The sequence below is a fragment of the Daejeonella sp. genome (genome assembly GCF_037719425.1).
GTDB lineage: Bacteria > Bacteroidota > Bacteroidia > Sphingobacteriales > Sphingobacteriaceae > Daejeonella.
The window spans coordinates 1-15,766 of the sequence record NZ_JBBJNI010000033.1 but is presented as its reverse complement, the minus strand read 5'-3'; the positions used below and the strand labels follow the sequence as shown (position 1 = coordinate 15,766).

11 protein-coding genes and 1 pseudogene are annotated in these 15,766 nt (G+C 39.1%); 9 read left to right on the top strand and 3 right to left on the bottom strand.

What is annotated here, in order from left to right; translation table 11 throughout:
• The first annotated feature begins 876 nt into the window (after positions 1-876).
• From WKF69_RS06515 to WKF69_RS06480, 8 genes are all read left to right on the top strand, one after another.
• Positions 877-3,546 carry a PAS domain S-box protein gene (locus tag WKF69_RS06515; RefSeq protein WP_340380559.1) on the top strand — a complete coding sequence of 890 codons (2,670 nt, stop codon included), beginning with the start codon at positions 877-879 and terminating at the stop codon, positions 3,544-3,546.
• A 239-nt stretch (positions 3,547-3,785) separates the two neighbouring features.
• Positions 3,786-4,220 (top strand): response regulator, encoded by a 435-nt coding sequence (locus WKF69_RS06510; protein ID WP_340380557.1) that lies wholly within the window; start codon positions 3,786-3,788, stop codon positions 4,218-4,220.
• A gap of 1 nt (position 4,221) precedes the next feature.
• Positions 4,222-6,426 (top strand): PAS domain S-box protein, encoded by a 2,205-nt coding sequence (locus WKF69_RS06505; RefSeq protein ID WP_340380555.1) that lies wholly within the window; start codon positions 4,222-4,224, stop codon positions 6,424-6,426.
• Between the two features lie 69 nt (positions 6,427-6,495).
• Complete coding sequence (locus tag WKF69_RS06500; protein ID WP_340380553.1) at positions 6,496-6,876, top strand: ATP-binding protein; 381 nt, start codon at positions 6,496-6,498, stop codon at positions 6,874-6,876.
• 49 nt (positions 6,877-6,925) lie between these two features.
• Positions 6,926-7,321, top strand: coding sequence for a response regulator (locus tag WKF69_RS06495; protein WP_340380551.1), 396 nt, complete (start codon positions 6,926-6,928; stop codon positions 7,319-7,321).
• A gap of 13 nt (positions 7,322-7,334) precedes the next feature.
• A complete protein-coding gene (locus WKF69_RS06490) occupies positions 7,335-8,429 on the top strand; it encodes a Gfo/Idh/MocA family oxidoreductase (RefSeq protein ID WP_340380549.1) in 1,095 nt (364 codons plus the stop codon).
• Between the two features lie 6 nt (positions 8,430-8,435).
• Complete coding sequence (locus tag WKF69_RS06485) at positions 8,436-9,323, top strand: sugar phosphate isomerase/epimerase family protein (protein ID WP_340380547.1); 888 nt, start codon at positions 8,436-8,438, stop codon at positions 9,321-9,323.
• Between the two features lie 135 nt (positions 9,324-9,458).
• Positions 9,459-10,298, top strand: a complete 840-nt coding sequence (locus WKF69_RS06480; RefSeq protein WP_340380545.1) for a DUF2911 domain-containing protein — start codon at positions 9,459-9,461, stop codon at positions 10,296-10,298.
• Between the two features lie 29 nt (positions 10,299-10,327).
• Here the strand turns inward: WKF69_RS06480 and WKF69_RS06475 are convergent, their stop codons facing one another.
• Entirely contained in the window at positions 10,328-11,251 is a 924-nt protein-coding gene (locus WKF69_RS06475) for an alpha/beta hydrolase (RefSeq protein WP_340380543.1), read from the bottom strand.
• 385 nt (positions 11,252-11,636) lie between these two features.
• Between WKF69_RS06475 and WKF69_RS06470 the strand changes: the two genes are divergently transcribed.
• Positions 11,637-13,865 (top strand): DUF5916 domain-containing protein, encoded by a 2,229-nt coding sequence (locus tag WKF69_RS06470; protein WP_340380541.1) that lies wholly within the window; start codon positions 11,637-11,639, stop codon positions 13,863-13,865.
• 409 nt (positions 13,866-14,274) lie between these two features.
• Here the strand turns inward: WKF69_RS06470 and WKF69_RS06465 are convergent, their stop codons facing one another.
• Entirely contained in the window at positions 14,275-14,787 is a 513-nt protein-coding gene (locus tag WKF69_RS06465) for a RagB/SusD family nutrient uptake outer membrane protein (RefSeq protein WP_340380573.1), read from the bottom strand.
• Between the two features lie 297 nt (positions 14,788-15,084).
• Positions 15,085-15,699 (bottom strand): annotated as a pseudogene (locus WKF69_RS06460) (RagB/SusD family nutrient uptake outer membrane protein); the annotation flags it as partial.
• Positions 15,700-15,766 lie beyond the last annotated feature (67 nt).

Below are 15,766 nucleotides of genomic sequence, written 5' to 3'. Positions count from 1 at the left end.
GCATGCCTGCCAATCTGGTAGAAGTTCAGCATTCGCCATTACATATTAAAGCACTTATGGATAAAGCTAATGAAGTTGGTATGAAAGCAAGTTTTCATGCCCCTCAAATGAATATAGATACACGTAAGGGTGAAGTGGCAGAAGATTTTATCATGAGGCTCGTTAAACCTAAATAATAATGCGGAAAAAGGTTTTTAGTATTATCTTGTTTTATTCACTGTTTTGCGATTGATTCATGCTCAGAAAAAATCCGGTGGAGAGATTTGTTTAATAAAAAAGACCTGGCCGGGTGGGACACTTAATCTTTGCCTAATCTCTTTTAGCATATTAAAACATAACAGGGATAAACAAAGTAATTATATGATAGTATGAAACCATCATGATTTTTCCATCACAGTGGAATGAATAAAATCATGATAGCCCAGCCTACCGGCAGGCAGGTTCATCACCTTTAAAAAACAAATTATATACAGATGAAAACATGCAATGTACTTTCTGGGAGGAATATTTTACAGCCAATTTTGATCGTATTATATTTGCTGTCAGGCTCAGCAGACTATTGTGAGAAAGAAGAAGGGTTGCTTCCTATTGAAATGTTGTAGTTTGTTTGCCGGACAGAGTCCTGATTTTTTATATTTAGATTTAAGTGATCCTACGGAACACTTAAACCAAGTAAGGTCGTCTATGGGCCTATTCCGAAGGCAGTCCATTCGATCATAAAGGGATTTTTTATCCACACATTTGCCCTCGCTTGTATGTTATGATCGCTGGTAGACTATCATTAATGATGCTAAAGAAATTAATGGTAAGTTTATGAATTATGGATATTTAAGCGCTCGACTTGTAATGTAAAAAACCGGACCTAACTCTTCTCTCATGAATAGTAAATTAAAAATTTTACACGTAGAAGATGTTAGCAGTGATGCCTTTCTTGTAAATCACCAATTAAAGAAAAGCGACCTCGATTTTGAAATACTGGTTGTAGATAAAAGGGAGAAGTTTATTCAGGCATTAAATGACTATTCCCCGGATATTATTCTTTCTGATCATAATCTTCCATCTTTTAATTCAATCGAAGCCCTGGCTATTCTGCAAAAAACGGGTTTAAAAATTCCTTTTATATTGATCACTGCAGCAATGGCCGATGAGTTAGCAGTTGATTTAATTAAAAAAGGTGCTGATGATTATATTCTTAAAGACCGTTTGCACCGCTTGCCAACCGCCATTCAAAATGCACTGGAAAAATCAAACAAGGAAAAAGAGCGTGAGCGCCTGAGTAATGAACATGCACATCTTGCCGCTATTGTTGCGGCTTCTAATGACGGCATTATCAGCAAAACACTAGATGGAACAATTACCAGTTGGAACAAAGGCGCCGAAAAGATTTTAGGTTATTCAGCAGCAGAAATAATTGGCAAAAACATCGCGCTGCTTATCCCACCTGACCATCTCCCTGAAGAAGCTGAATTTATGGGAACGATTAAAAGAGGAGGATCTGTAGAGCATTTTGAAACCGTTAGGCTTACAAAAAATGCCACAAGAGTGGATGTTTCGGTAACTCTCTCGCCGCTTACTGATGCCAGGGGGAAAATTATTGGAGCAGCTAAAATAGTCTATGACATTACCGAGAAAAAAAAGGCTGAAGAAATGTTGCGGCAAAGCGAGCAGCAATACCGTGAAATGGCCCTTGAAATGCAATTGGAAAGTGCCCGCTTAATTGAAGCTCAGGAGAGAATAGAAATAAGCGAGCAGCAGTACCGGCGGATAGTAGAGACCACACAAGAAGGGATCTGGATGAGAGATGAACTCAACAGGATCACTTTTGTGAACCAAAGATTGTGTGAGATACTGGAATATACTGAAGATGAAATGATTGGGAAGGAAATTTTTCATTTTACAAACAAGGAAGGAAGGGAGGCCTTTTTAGCAGCCATCGAACGAAGAAAAAAGGGGATATCAGAAATCATTGATTTGAATTTTGTAACAAAAAGCGGTAAAAAGATCTGGGCCCATGTTTCATCAGACCCATTGCTGGACGAAAATGGCATATATAAGGGCTCGCTGAGCATGATTACTGATATCACAGCCAAAAAGGAGCTACAGGATCTTTTAGACAAATCAAATAAGCGGGCACGAATTGGCAACTATGAACTTGACCTTATAAAAAATACGATTCACTGGTCTGATATTACAAAAGAAATACATGAAGTAAGCGCAGATTATATCCCGGATCTTGAAACAGCCATAAATTTTTACAAGAGCGGCTATGACCGGGAAGCTATTACCAATGCCGTGCAAGAGGCAATTGCTAATGGGATAGTCTTTGATTTGGAATTGGTGATCATAACTGCAAATAATATTGAGCGATGGGTACGTGCTATTGGAGATCCGGAATTTATTAACGGAGAATGCGTAAAATTATATGGCAGTTTCCAGGATATTGATGCCAGAAAAAAAGCTGAAATTGAAACATTAAAAGCTTACGAAGAGAAGAATACCGTTCTTGAAAGTATTGGAGATGCATTTTTTGCTGTAGACAAAGATTGGATAGTTACATATTGGAACAGGGAGGCTGAAAATCTGATGCAAATTCCCAGAGTAAAAACTCTTGGCATCAATCTGTGGGAGATTTTTCCTAAAGCTATTGGCTCAAAAACCTACAACAAATATCATGAGGCAATTGAAACAAATGAAGCAACTAATTTCGAGTCTTTTAGCTCTAAACGGGACAAGTGGTTTGAAGTCAGGGCCTTTCCATCAGTTAGCGGCCTATCGGTTTTTTTCACGGATATAACAGAGCGTAAATTAGCAGATAAAAAATTAGCCGAAATATCTGTAACTCTTCAAAAGCATGCAAAAGATCTGGCAATGTCAAATGAAGAACTGGAGGGATTTGCGTTTGTAGCTTCGCACGATTTGCAGGAGCCGCTGCGGATGGTCACCGGATTTTTAGGGCAGCTGGAACAAAATTACAGTGATGTACTTGATGCCAGAGGCAAAAAATATATCCACTTTGCAGCAGATGGCGCTAAAAGAATGCGCCAGATAATCCTGGATCTGCTCGAATTTTCAAGGGTAGGAAAAGTTGAAGATGAGGAAAGCGATATTGACCTCAATGAAATTGTGCGGGAAATTATTCTATTGTGCCAAAGCCAAATTGACGAAACGAATGCGATCATCAAGTTTGAAAAACTGCCAACTCTAATAACCTATAAAACCCCATTGCGGCAGGTGTTTCAAAACCTGATAAGCAACGCGCTTAAATATCATAAAAAAGACCGAACGCCAGCAATTACAATTTCTGCCGAAGAGTCTGAAGCTTTTTGGCAATTTGCAGTTAGCGATAATGGCATTGGTATAGAGGAGGAATATTTCAACAATATATTTGTGATTTTTCAACGGCTGCACAATAAAGATGAATATTCGGGCACGGGGATAGGGCTTGCAGTTTGCAAAAAGATCATTCTTAATCTGGGCGGAAAAATCTGGGTAGAATCTGAAGAGGACAAGGGAAGCACATTTTATTTCACTATTCCTAAAAAATGAATATCGGGCATTAACCCATTTTATGGTACTGCTTCAAGATAAATATCTCAAAGCCTTGATATAAAAGCAAATGCTTATATTAGTTATACTTTTGATGCTGGTAAAACAGAGCAGTCGATGATAACGGATTTGTTAAATTATCTCACACAGCTGTAAATAACTTCCAAAAACTAACCAACCAAGTTCATTATTTAACGACGCTCAGCAAAACCTGTCTAAATACGCTTTAATTAAATTTTATGGAGCCTAAACATATTTTACTTGTAGAAGATAATGAAGGAGATATATTCCTCATTACTGAAGCGTTGGAAAGTGCGAAGTTGATTACAAAACTAAGTGTGGTAAAAGATGGAAAGCAGGCAATGGATTTTCTTGTACGGGCTAAGGGTTTCGCAGATGCTGCCCGGCCTGATATGGTTTTGCTGGACATAAACCTGCCCAAAAAAAATGGGCACCAGGTTTTAAAGTTTATTAAAGACAATGATGATTTAAGGCAGATCCCTGTTATTATACTTACCACCTCTTCCTCGCCTGCAGATATTAACGAGGCTTACAGAAACTACGTAAATTGCTTTATAACAAAACCGGTAGATGCCGATAATTTTTTGGACCTAATAACGACTATTGAGAAATTCTGGATCTCAATTGCCAATCTGCCAGACAACAACAGTTAATATGATAAGCCCGGTTAGCCCCCTACGTATCCTGATTGTTGAAGATAACCGTGGAGATTTTGAATTAGTGCAAGATTATCTGAACGAATATAGTGTTCCTTCAGTAATACATGCTGGAACCTTTAAACAGGCGTCGTCGATTTTATCTGAACCTGAGGCAGCTTTTGATGTTATTTTATTAGACCTTACCCTGCCGGATAAAAGTGGCTTAGATCTGATAACCGGTATACTGAATATTTCTAAGGATTTCCCCGTAATTATCCTTTCAGGCTACTCAGATGTGAATTTCAGTATCCAGGCTATTAACCTGGGCATTTGCGATTATTTGTTGAAAGATGAACTGAACTCCATCAATCTTCATAAAAGCATCAGTTATTGTTTAGAAAGGCAAAAGAAAACACAAGAAATTCAGGAATCAGAAAAGCGTTTCAATGACCTGTTTAATTTCAGCCCGCAACCTATGTGGGTCTTTGATCCCGAGAGCCTCGAATTTATACAGGTAAACAAAGCCTGTTTAGCCCTATACGGGTATTCTGAAAAAGAATTTCTCAATATTACGCTCCGGGATTTAAAGGTTGAAACAGACAAAGCTTTTTTGGCAAAGCATTTTGAAGATTTTGCGAAGTTGGATGATGATTTTAAAGGGACATTCAAACATCATAAAAAATCAGGAGAAGTGATTGATGTTGAAGTCTACAGTACTCTAATTACTATAGACCACAAAAGATATAGATCTTCAATTGTAATAGATATCACCGAACAAATAGCATCCCGGATAAAGGTAGAAAAAAGCGAAAGGTTTTTTAAAGGCTTGATCGAAAACAGTCAGGACATGATCGCGATGCTAGACCATACCGGGAAAACGATTTACGTAAGCCCTTCGGTAATTAAGAAGTTTGGATATACCAATGAGGAGTGCTTAAACTTCGGCCTGGCCGGAACCGTCCACCCGGACGATGTAACGATCGTGCAGGATTTTATGACGAAGGTTATGATGAATCCAGAAGTGCCCTTGCCGTGCCCGGTTACCCGTGATCGGAAAAAAGACGGAAGCTACGTTTGGGTTGAAAGTATTTTCACCAATTTCCTCGAAACCGAAGGAATTGAGGCGATCGTTGTAAATTTCAGAGACATCACAGAGCGTAAAATTGCAGAAATTGAACACGCCACCACACTTGCTGAACTGGAAGATGAACGAACCCGTTTTGTTACAGCGCAAGCGGTGGCTAAAATAGGGAGCTGGGAAACTGATTTGCGAACTTTCAATTTAAAATGGTCTGATGAAACCCACCGTATCTTTGAAACTGATCCCGAGACTTTTGAGGTAAACTATCAGGCTTTTTTGAATTTCATACCGCCCGGGGATCGGGAAAAAGTAGACGCAGCCTTACAAAGATCGTTAAACAAGGGCGGGTCTAATTTAATTGAACATCGGATTGTTACTACAAGTGGTTTAGAAAAATGTGTATCAGAAACCTGGGTGATCTTTAATGATGAAGATAACGTACCCATTCGTGCAGTAGGAACCTGCCAGGATATTACCGAAAAGAAAAAGCTGGAAGATCTTTTAGATAAAACCAACAAGCTTGCAAGAATAGGCAACTATGAGGTTAACAAAAAAGAAGGTACAATTTATTGGTCTGATGTAACCCGGGAAATCCATGAAGTTGACAAAGATTTCGTTTTGGATAGTTCAAAAAGCATCGGCTTTTATAAGGAAGGTTCGAGTCGGGAGCAGATAACCCGGGCGGTAAAAGACCTTAGCGAAAACAACATCCCATATGACCTGGAGTTACAGATCATTACGGCCAAAGGTAATGAGCGATGGGTAAGGAACATCGGCCAGGCAGAATTCGCTGATGGCAAATTGGTGAAGAGATATGGCAGCTTTCAGGATATTGACGCCAGAAAAAAAGCCGAATTCGAGGTTTTAAAAGCTTACGAAGAACGGCTACAAATCACTGCCGACTTAATTCAGCGCAACCACGATCTGGAGCAGTTTTCTTATATTATATCGCACAACCTCAGGGCACCCGTGGCAAATATTGTGGGCCTTACCGGCGAACTGAGTGATGACTTACATGACGCCGAAACCAAAGCAGTATTGGCAGAGGCGCTAATTTCCAATGCCAATCGCCTCGAAAATGTTATTGTAGATTTAAATACTATCCTTCAAACAAAAAGAGAAAATAACGAACGGAAATAGCTGATAATATTTTCAGCATTAGTAGACGATATTGCATTAAGCATTAATGACCTTGTAAAAAAAGGTAAGGTGCAGATCACTACAGATTTTGCGGAGATAGATAAATTTAATACGATCAAAAGTTATATGCACAGCATATTTTACAACCTTATTTCAAACAGTATTAAGTATCGCCGGCCGGATGTTGATCCCAGGATTGAAATAAGCTCTCACCTTAGTGAAAGCAAATTAACCATCAATTTCAATGATAATGGGAGCGGGATAGACATGGTAAAACATGGCGACAAATTGTTTGGCTTATACAAACGTTTCCATGCTAATATAGAAGGAAAGGGGATGGGCCTGTACATGGTAAAAACGCAGGTAGAAACACTGGGAGGAAAAGTTTCAGTGCGAAGCGAGGTTGGCAGGGGGGCTGAATTTATAATTGAGTTTGACTATAGCGAATAAAACAAATTAATCCCGGGTAGGGCAAAAATAAACCAGTAAACTATAAATTATGGAAATACCTGAACGTTTTATAGTGATTGATGATGATCCTACCAACAATATGATTTGCAAATTTACCTTGCAAAGATTTGCAGGCAACGCAGATATTAAAACTTTTACCGATCCTGAAATGGCCCTTCAGTTTATAAAAGATTCATACAACACTGAAGGATCTGAAATGCCTACCGTGGTGTTCCTCGACATTAATATGCCAGTGCTTGATGGCTGGGAAGTTTTAGATATTTTTAAAGATTTTTCCCCGAAAATAAAGCAACAGTTTAGTATTTATATTCTTTCTTCATCAATAGATGACAGAGACAAAGAAAAGGCTGAAATCAGCCCTTTTGTGAAAGGCTTTTTATCTAAACCCTTACTGGCTAAAACTTTAAACGGTGTTTTCAGCTAAAAGCATCCCACACATGAAAAAATTCGCCCTGTTCATTCTACTTGTTTCACTGACTACGACATTGCTGGCTCAAACGAAGAAACCCCTTCGAATGGGGATTGCGGGGATCACTCACTCTCATGTGCATGGCTTATTAGGCAGACCAGATCGTGGTGATGTTCAAATCGTAGGTATAGTAGAGCCCAATAAAGATTTAGCCAGGCGGTATTCTGACCGATACGGCTACAGCATGAACATCGTTTTTACTTCAATGGCTGAAATGATCTCCCAGACAAAGCCAGAAATAGTTGCTGCATTTGGATCTATATATCAGCACCTTGAGGTAGTACAAGCCTGCGCACCTTATGGCATAGATGTGATGGTTGAAAAACCCTTGGCCGTAAGCGTTGAACATGCCCAAAAGATGAAAATACTTGCTGATAAATACAAAATACTTCTATTGACTAACTATGAAACTACATGGTATGCCAGCAACCATAAAGCGTATGAAATAGCTAATAAAAATAAGGATATAGGTGAGTTAAGAAAAGTGGTTATACATGACGGGCACCAGGGTCCACAGGAAATTGGTGTAAATAAAGAATTTTTAGAGTGGTTAACCGATCCCATTCAAAATGGTGGAGGTGCCATTATAGATTTTGGTTGCTACGGTGCTAATCTACTCACCTGGCTCACCGGTGGAGCAAAACCTGAATCTGTATTAGCCATAACACAACAGATCAAACCCGACATTTATCCAAAGGTTGACGATGAAGCCACTATTCTTCTGAAATATCCAAAAATGCAGGGTATAATCCAGGCATCATGGAATTGGCCGTTCAGCAGAAAAGATATGGAGGTTTATGGTAAAACCGGATATGTTATTGCCGATAACGGCACAGATATTAGAATGCGCCTGACAAACGACAAAACAGAGCGAAAAGAAAGTTTAAAAAAGCTGGAAACTCCTTACAACGACCCATTTTCGCTTTTTGCTGCCCTGGTGAGAAAGGAGATTGCACTTCCAAAGTATGACCTGTCTTCCCTTGAAAATAATATGATTGTAGTTGAAATATTGGAAGCGGCAAAAAAGAGTGCTAAAACGGGAAAGGCTGTGAAGCTTAAATAGGAGCATATGAACAGAAATCGTAAGTCTGAATTTGGGTTAATTGTGATCCTTTTTCTTTTGGTGGTAAGTTTTCCTTTGACAGGAATGTCGCAACAAAAACTTCCACCGAAATTAAAGACCAGCCTGAATGCCTATTCGTTCAACGATCCGCTGATGAACGGGGAAATGAATCTGGATGAATTATTGGAGTATTGCGCCGCCAATCAGTTTGATGCTGTAGATATTACTGCATACTATTTCCCGGGTTATCCGGAGGTTCCTTCCGATGAATATTTGTACCACATCAAACAAAAAGCTTTTTTGCTTGGACTTGAAATCAGCGGCACAGGTGTGCGAAATGATTTTACCGATCCAGATCCGGCCAGGCGAAAAGCAAGCGTTGCGTTGGTGAAAAATTGGATTGTAGCTGCCGAAAAACTGGGAGTTCCTGTTATTCGGGTTTTCTCCGGAACAGCTGATGTTAAACATATCCCTCGCGAAAAAGTGGTTGATTATCTGGTCGAAAGCCTCAGGGAATGTGTTGAATTCGGGAAAGCTCATGGGGTGGTTGTGGGAATACAAAATCATCACGATTTTCTTAAAACGGCCGATCAAACCATTGAAATCATCCAACGTGTCAATTCCGATTGGTTTGGGCTGATTCTGGATATTGGCAGCTTTCGTAACGATGCCTATCAGGAAATAAAAAAGACAATTCCATACGCGATCAGCTGGCAATTAAAAGAAAATCTGTACATGAATGGTATTGAGCAAAAAACTGACGTGAAAAAACTGATGGCGATAATTCAGGAATCCAGCTATCGCGGGTATATTCCGCTTGAAACCCTGGGCAAAGGCGACCCAAAGGTGAAAATTACATTGTTTCTTAATGAAATCAGACGGGCTATGAAATAGTTTAATAAATTCATAATTGTATTGCGGGTCGCAACGATTCTAAATTCGCCAAAACAAACTTTGATAAATATACTGAAAAATGAATTTTTAGAACACCCTTAATTAGCTTACCTTTAACTATCAAAAACAAACGCCATGATTAAAAAACTTCTTTTAGCCGGCGCTATTGCAATTTTTTCTTTTGCAAGCTCCGATGCTCAAACGTTAAAAACACCGGCTCCTTCGCCTACAACTACCGTAAACCAGGATTTTGGACTGGCAAACATTGTACTTTCTTACTCCCGCCCGGGTATGAAAGGACGTAAAATATTTGGCGATGTGGTTCCTTTCGGAAAAGTATGGCGTACCGGTGCAAACACTGCTACCACACTAACATTTGGCGAAGAAGTTACTATAGGAGGCACAAAAATAATGGCCGGTAAATATGGTTTGCTTACCATTCCGGAAGCAAATGAATGGACTGTTATTATTTCAAAACAAACTGACGTAACCAGCCCTGCAGCCTACAAACAGGATCAGGATATAGTACGTGTAAAAGTTAAACCAGTAAACCTTCCTTTCAACACTGAAACGTTTACTATAGGGTTTGGCAACATCACCGCCAATAGCTGTGATTTGCAAATATTATGGGAAAATAAAAGAGTGGATGTTGGAATTTCAACAGATGTAGAATCCAAAGTAATGGCCCAGATTAAAAATGTCATGGAAAAAGATACGAAGCCCTACTTTAATGCGGCAATGTATTATTTGGAAAATGGCAAGGATCTGAACCAGGCATTGGTATGGTTTGATAAAGCTGTGGAATCAAATCCTACAGCATACTGGATGCAACACCAACGGGCTAATACCCTCGCTAAGCTGGGTAAAAAAGCTGAAGCGATAGCTGCGGCTAATAAATCGATAGAGCTGGCTAAAAAAGCCCAGAACGCAGACTATGTAACTATGAATGAGAAACTGATCGCTTCCTTGAAATAAATGAATTAGGTTTACTATTTAAACCCGCTTTATGGTTTGATCCAGTTACCTGCTATCATCCAGTTTTTTAGGTGTTGCATCCACAAGTCATTGGAAGTCTTATTAATCAATCCGAAGCCATGTCCACCTTTTGGATAAAGATGCATTTCTGCTGGGATACCATTTTTAGTCAGTGATTCATAGAGTTTAATGCTATTTCCTACTTTAACCGTTTTATCATCCTGTGCGTGAACGAGAAATACAGGGGGAGTTTGGCCGTTCACCTGAAGTTCAGCTGAATAGTGCATTTTCTTTTCACCTGATGGCGTTTGTCCCAGAAGGTTATCGCGGCTTCCTTTGTGCGTTAAGCTATCTGAAAAACTGATCACCGGGTAGATCAGCATCATAAAATCAGGGCGTAAATTAATGTTGTCTTTATTTTCTGTCACTGCGATGGTGAAGTGCGTCCCTGCAGTCGAAGCCAGGTGTCCGCCGGCCGAAAATCCCATAATACCTACCTTGTTCGCATCAATATTCCATTTTTTTGCATGTTTTCTAACCATCTTGATCGCTTCCTGTGCATCCTGTAAGGGGCCGGTTTCCTTGCTGACCATTATCCTGTCATTTGGCAAGCGATATTTTAGTACAAAAGCCGCTACCCCTATTTTATTGAATTCAGCAGCCACCTCATAACCCTCATGAGTGATAGCCAGGCCTGAATACCCGCCACCCGGACAAATAACTATCGCTGCACCGGTCGCCTTTTCTTTTGCTGGCAGGTAGACCCTTAACGTAGGATTTGATATTTTCTGGATTCCGATTCTACCGCTGGTTTTTGAGGTATCAGATTTCTCTATATCAGGTGCGCCAATAGAATTAGGAATTTTGCCAGTATAAAGAGGAATTACTGTTTGAGCTGAACTTCGCGAAATCAGCATCGGCGGTAAAATAAGGAACATAATATATCTGAACATAGTTTATAGTTTATTTAAATATAGTTGAAAAACCTTTCGCAATAATAAATACGCTTTATCTTATGTGCAACTTCTATCCAATGTGACTCAAACAGGCAAATCACCGATGAGCTTATGAAGCATACTAGTTAGTATTTAACCTAACCTAACCAATATAAATTTACTTTCTATATACTCACAATGATGGCCGTACCAATTCAAGGAATTTACGCAAAACAAACTGTTATTCCATATGCGATAGTCCGGAACAGGCGAGGAAACCGGGGAAATATCGCCAAGTAACAATCTTATGTTAATAATGTATAAATAACTGGGCCTGTGTGGGTTTAAGTGAATATAAAACTAAGTTTACCAAATTACATAACAAACTACTTTTCTCATATATATGATCGTTCAAACTAAATATCCATGGCTTCTAGTCTTAATGATGCTTTGTTCATTTTACACAAATGCTCAAGAAAACCGAACAGCAAATCAAATTACGAGCCGGCCTTCTGTTCAAGCGAACTTACGTAATGAAGACCCGATTATAGACGGAAAAGTAATCGGTGATTTATTTTGGGAAAGTCTAGAACCCCTGGGTGAATTAACACAAATCAAACCTAACATCGGCGCTCCGGCTTCCGAGAAGACAGTGATAAGGGTTGCATATACAGACAAAATGTTTTATGTGTCTGCAATCTGTTATGATAGTAATCCGAAGGCAATAGTAGTTTCCGACTCGAGAAGAGATGCCGATCTTACAGATGATGATAGCTTTCTATTTATCCTCGATACCTATAACGACACTCAGAATGGATTTTTATTCGGAACCAATGCAGATGGTATGGAGTATGATGCTCAAATTGATAATGAAGGCCAGGGAAATAGAAATACAAATCGCCAGCAAGGAGGCGTAATCGGGGGTACAAATTTAAACTGGGACGCAGATTGGGAGGTCAAATCCGAAATTGGAGATTATGGATGGAGTGCTGAGTTCGCAATTCCATTAAGCTCTCTAAGATTTACAGCAGGAGAAAATCTGGTTTGGGGGATAAATTTTGAAAGGAACATTAGCAAAACCAGTGAAACGGCTTATTGGGCAACAATTCCAATAGGCTTCGATCTGAAAAGATTGTCTATGGCCGGCAAATTAAACGGACTAAGCCTTAAAAATCCCGGTAATTTTAAAATATTTCCCTATGCACTTACTCAGGTAGTCAACAACAAGGCCAAGGAACCTAATAAAACCGATACGAATTTCGAGGTTGGAATGGATTTGAAATATAGCCTAACACCTGGTTTGACACTCGACTTAACCTACAATACCGACTTCGCTCAGGTCGAAGTGGATGACGAGCAAGTGAATTTGGATCGATTCAACTTGTTTTTCCCGGAAAAGCGGCCATTTTTCCTGGAGAATGCGGGTCAATTTACAGTGGGTAGTCCAGGGGAAGTGGATTTATTTTTCAGTCGTAAAATTGGAATTGGTGCAAAGGGGAATATTGTACCTATAATAGGAGGAGGACGAGTTTCAGGTAAAATAGGACAAACTAACGTAGGATTGTTAAGCATGTTTACTGATGATGTCCAAAATTTGGGCATAGAAAAAAATAGCTTTAATATGGCGAGGGTAAATCACGATTTTCCAAAAAACAGATCTTCAATCGGAGCGGCTTTTATAAACAGAACTGGGCTGGGTGGAGGCAATTCTGATTACAATCACGTTATGGCAGTAGACGGGAAATGGGGACTGGGCCAAAAAGCACAAATAAGTGGGTTCTTAGCTAAGAGCGCAACTCCTGGGATTACCAACTCCGATCATTCATATAAAATACAGTGGAGTTACAATTGGGAAAGATGGGAAATGAGAGCTGCCTATACCGAAGTTGGCGAAGGATTCAACCCGGAAGTAGGTTTTCTTCAAAGGAGTGCTTTCAGAAAACCTGAATTTCTGGTCCTTCATAGATGGAGGCCAGATAATTTATTTAATATTTTAGAACTCAGGCCTCACATCTCCTTTAGACAGTATTCAGATTTTAATGGAAATTTAGTTACAGGATACCTCCATATTGACAACCATTGGGTTTGGAAAAGTGGATTGGAAATTCATACAGGAACAAATTTTACAACCGAAGGGGTCTTGAAAGATTTTAATATATTCGGTGTTTTAGTGCCGAAGTCAAAATACAAGCATCAGGAAGTGCAACTTGTCGTGATGACAAATCAGAACAAAGCTCTTTCGTTAAGTACTCAAACAGTATTAGGAGGATACTTTGGAGGAAATAGAATAGCAACAAGGGCCACTATAAGAGCCAGAGTTGGAGATAAGTTTAATTCATCAGTTATTATAAATCATAATAAATTAAACCTGCCAAATGGAGAATTGACAGCTATTGTACTCGGAAATCGGTTGGCTTACTCATTTACGCCACGTATGTTTGTTCAGAGTTTGGTTCAATACAACAACAGGTCAAGAATTACTTCTGTAAATGCGAGATTCGGATGGCTTCAAAATGCGAATAATGGTTTGTTTATCGTAGCTAATATTGTTAAAGATAAAGATTTGCTGGATTTATTAGATACCCAGAGCTTGACATTGAAATACACGCGCAGTTTTGACTTATTACGTTGATAAGTAAGCCTTCTCAACCGGGTTAATTGTTACGAACAAACAGCAATTAAACTTAAATATCCATAACTGAAGATCGCTATAAAAGCGATCATTGTCAAGGCTATTCAGTCCCATACTTTGCACCAATTTTACCAATTCTATTCATTTTAGTTTAGTCTCAAAAAAAGAGTTGGAGAACAGCTTTATTAGATCTCTTTTCCACCAAGTACAATTGTATGTAACCCTTTTTGGATACACTTACGCCTTTGTTATGAACAACCTCTGGGTTTCTCTCCTTATACTTATTAAACTCCTCACTTAATCGTCAAAACATCAATCAGGATCCAAATCAATTTTTGATAGATATAAGGTACAAAAAAGGGGCTTTCTATTTTAATAGAAGGCCCCGTTATATAAAAATGAAATAATTTTACGGATTCTGCTGACCCTCTAAGCTCTTATTAGCTTCCATTTCAGCCCTGGGTATTAAAAATTGCCATTTTGGATCTCCAGCAGGGATAGAAACAGTACCAGATGATGTTAAAGGAACAAAATTAGGAAATGCAGCGGGGGTTCTGTCCAGGGGTAAGTTTAATCTTTTTAGATCTAACCATCTAAAACCTTCACCCCACAATTCTACTCTTCTGTTAAGGTAAATTTCCTCAATCAACGCTTGTCCAATGTTAGTTGAAACAACAGCGTTTGGATCTCTCCTGGTAACTAAGCTAAATAAAGTGGTTCTGGCGTTTAAATCACCGCCAGTTGTTTTAGCATAAGCCTCTGCTAATATTAAATACATTTCAGAAGATCTCATTAGGGGTACATCTCCTAAAGTTGGCTGACCAACAACTTTAACTGAGAATTTTCTGCTCATAAAAGGGAATCTTTGAAAAGATACAGAAGGTAAAGGAAAATTTGTCGGTGTAGGAGCTGGTTCCCACATTTTCTTTCTTACATCAGTAGCAGAAATTTTATCATAGGTTGCAGAATTAATGCGTTTTGGATTTCCCCTCATATACGTCGTATTAGCGTTATATGCTATTTGAGAGAAGAAAGAACCAAAAGTATCGGCTTGATCTGCCGCTGGAATTGAAGCCCACATAAATTCGCCGATAGCTTGGGCATCATTAAAGCCTGATTGATATTCAGTTGCTGACATCAAAGGGAATGTTCCAGCATCTATCACCTCCTTCGCAAATTTAATAGCATTGGGATAATCCTGCATGGTTAAAGCAACCCTTGCTCTTAAACCTTTCGCAACCGAAACATTTATATGACTCTTGTTAATTCGCGTGGAAATATTTAACGCGATTGCTTCATCCAAATCTTTGTTAATTTGAGTGTAAACTTCTTCCACCGTAGCTCGGGGCTTGTTTGTGTCCGTCGATAAAATTAACAAAGGTACTCCCAACTGTGCATTAGGCTTGGTAGTGGCATCATATCTTTTAGCAAACATTTGTACTAAATAATAATGTCCATAAGCTCTTAAAGTTAAAGCTTCCGCTTTTATCTTCTTTTTATCATCATCACTTCCGGCAGAAGTTTCTATATTATCAATAATGAAGTTTGCATTACCAATAATTCTATAAAAAAGCCTGTAAGAATAACTTACTAAAGCACTATTATCTGCTCTGTGTGATAGCCAGGATCCTGCTTCATCTGAATACCAGGCAGCCGTAGTCTGCCCGATATCATCGCCCATAAAGTCCAGGTTTAAGAATATGCCACCAACACCGGGCTGGTTTTGAGCGCTATATCTTTGGAACATGTATCTGTAAATACCATTCAAAGACGTATTGGCATTACTGCTTGTTGTAAAAACTGAAGAGTTATCAACCTGGTCAGTTGGGGCAGTTTCTAAATAATCTTTTTGAAGTAGTCACTTGTTAAATACTAATAAAATTAGTAAATTAGCGATATGG

What these genes read in the sequence shown, in the direction of transcription:
- WKF69_RS06485 (WP_340380547.1), top strand. Translation starts at nt 8,436, where the DNA reads ATGAACAGAAATCGTAAGTCTGAATTTGGGTTAATTGTGATCCTTTTT.
- WKF69_RS06495 (WP_340380551.1), top strand. Translation starts at nt 6,926, where the DNA reads ATGGAAATACCTGAACGTTTTATAGTGATTGATGATGATCCTACCAAC.
- WKF69_RS06475 (WP_340380543.1), bottom strand. Translation starts at nt 11,251, where the DNA reads ATGTTCAGATATATTATGTTCCTTATTTTACCGCCGATGCTGATTTCG.
- WKF69_RS06480 (WP_340380545.1), top strand. Translation starts at nt 9,459, where the DNA reads ATGATTAAAAAACTTCTTTTAGCCGGCGCTATTGCAATTTTTTCTTTT.
- WKF69_RS06505 (WP_340380555.1), top strand. Translation starts at nt 4,222, where the DNA reads ATGATAAGCCCGGTTAGCCCCCTACGTATCCTGATTGTTGAAGATAAC.
- WKF69_RS06470 (WP_340380541.1), top strand. Translation starts at nt 11,637, where the DNA reads ATGATCGTTCAAACTAAATATCCATGGCTTCTAGTCTTAATGATGCTT.
- WKF69_RS06490 (WP_340380549.1), top strand. Translation starts at nt 7,335, where the DNA reads ATGAAAAAATTCGCCCTGTTCATTCTACTTGTTTCACTGACTACGACA.
- WKF69_RS06510 (WP_340380557.1), top strand. Translation starts at nt 3,786, where the DNA reads ATGGAGCCTAAACATATTTTACTTGTAGAAGATAATGAAGGAGATATA.
- WKF69_RS06465 (WP_340380573.1), bottom strand. Translation starts at nt 14,787, where the DNA reads ATGTGGGAACCAGCTCCTACACCGACAAATTTTCCTTTACCTTCTGTA.
- WKF69_RS06515 (WP_340380559.1), top strand. Translation starts at nt 877, where the DNA reads ATGAATAGTAAATTAAAAATTTTACACGTAGAAGATGTTAGCAGTGAT.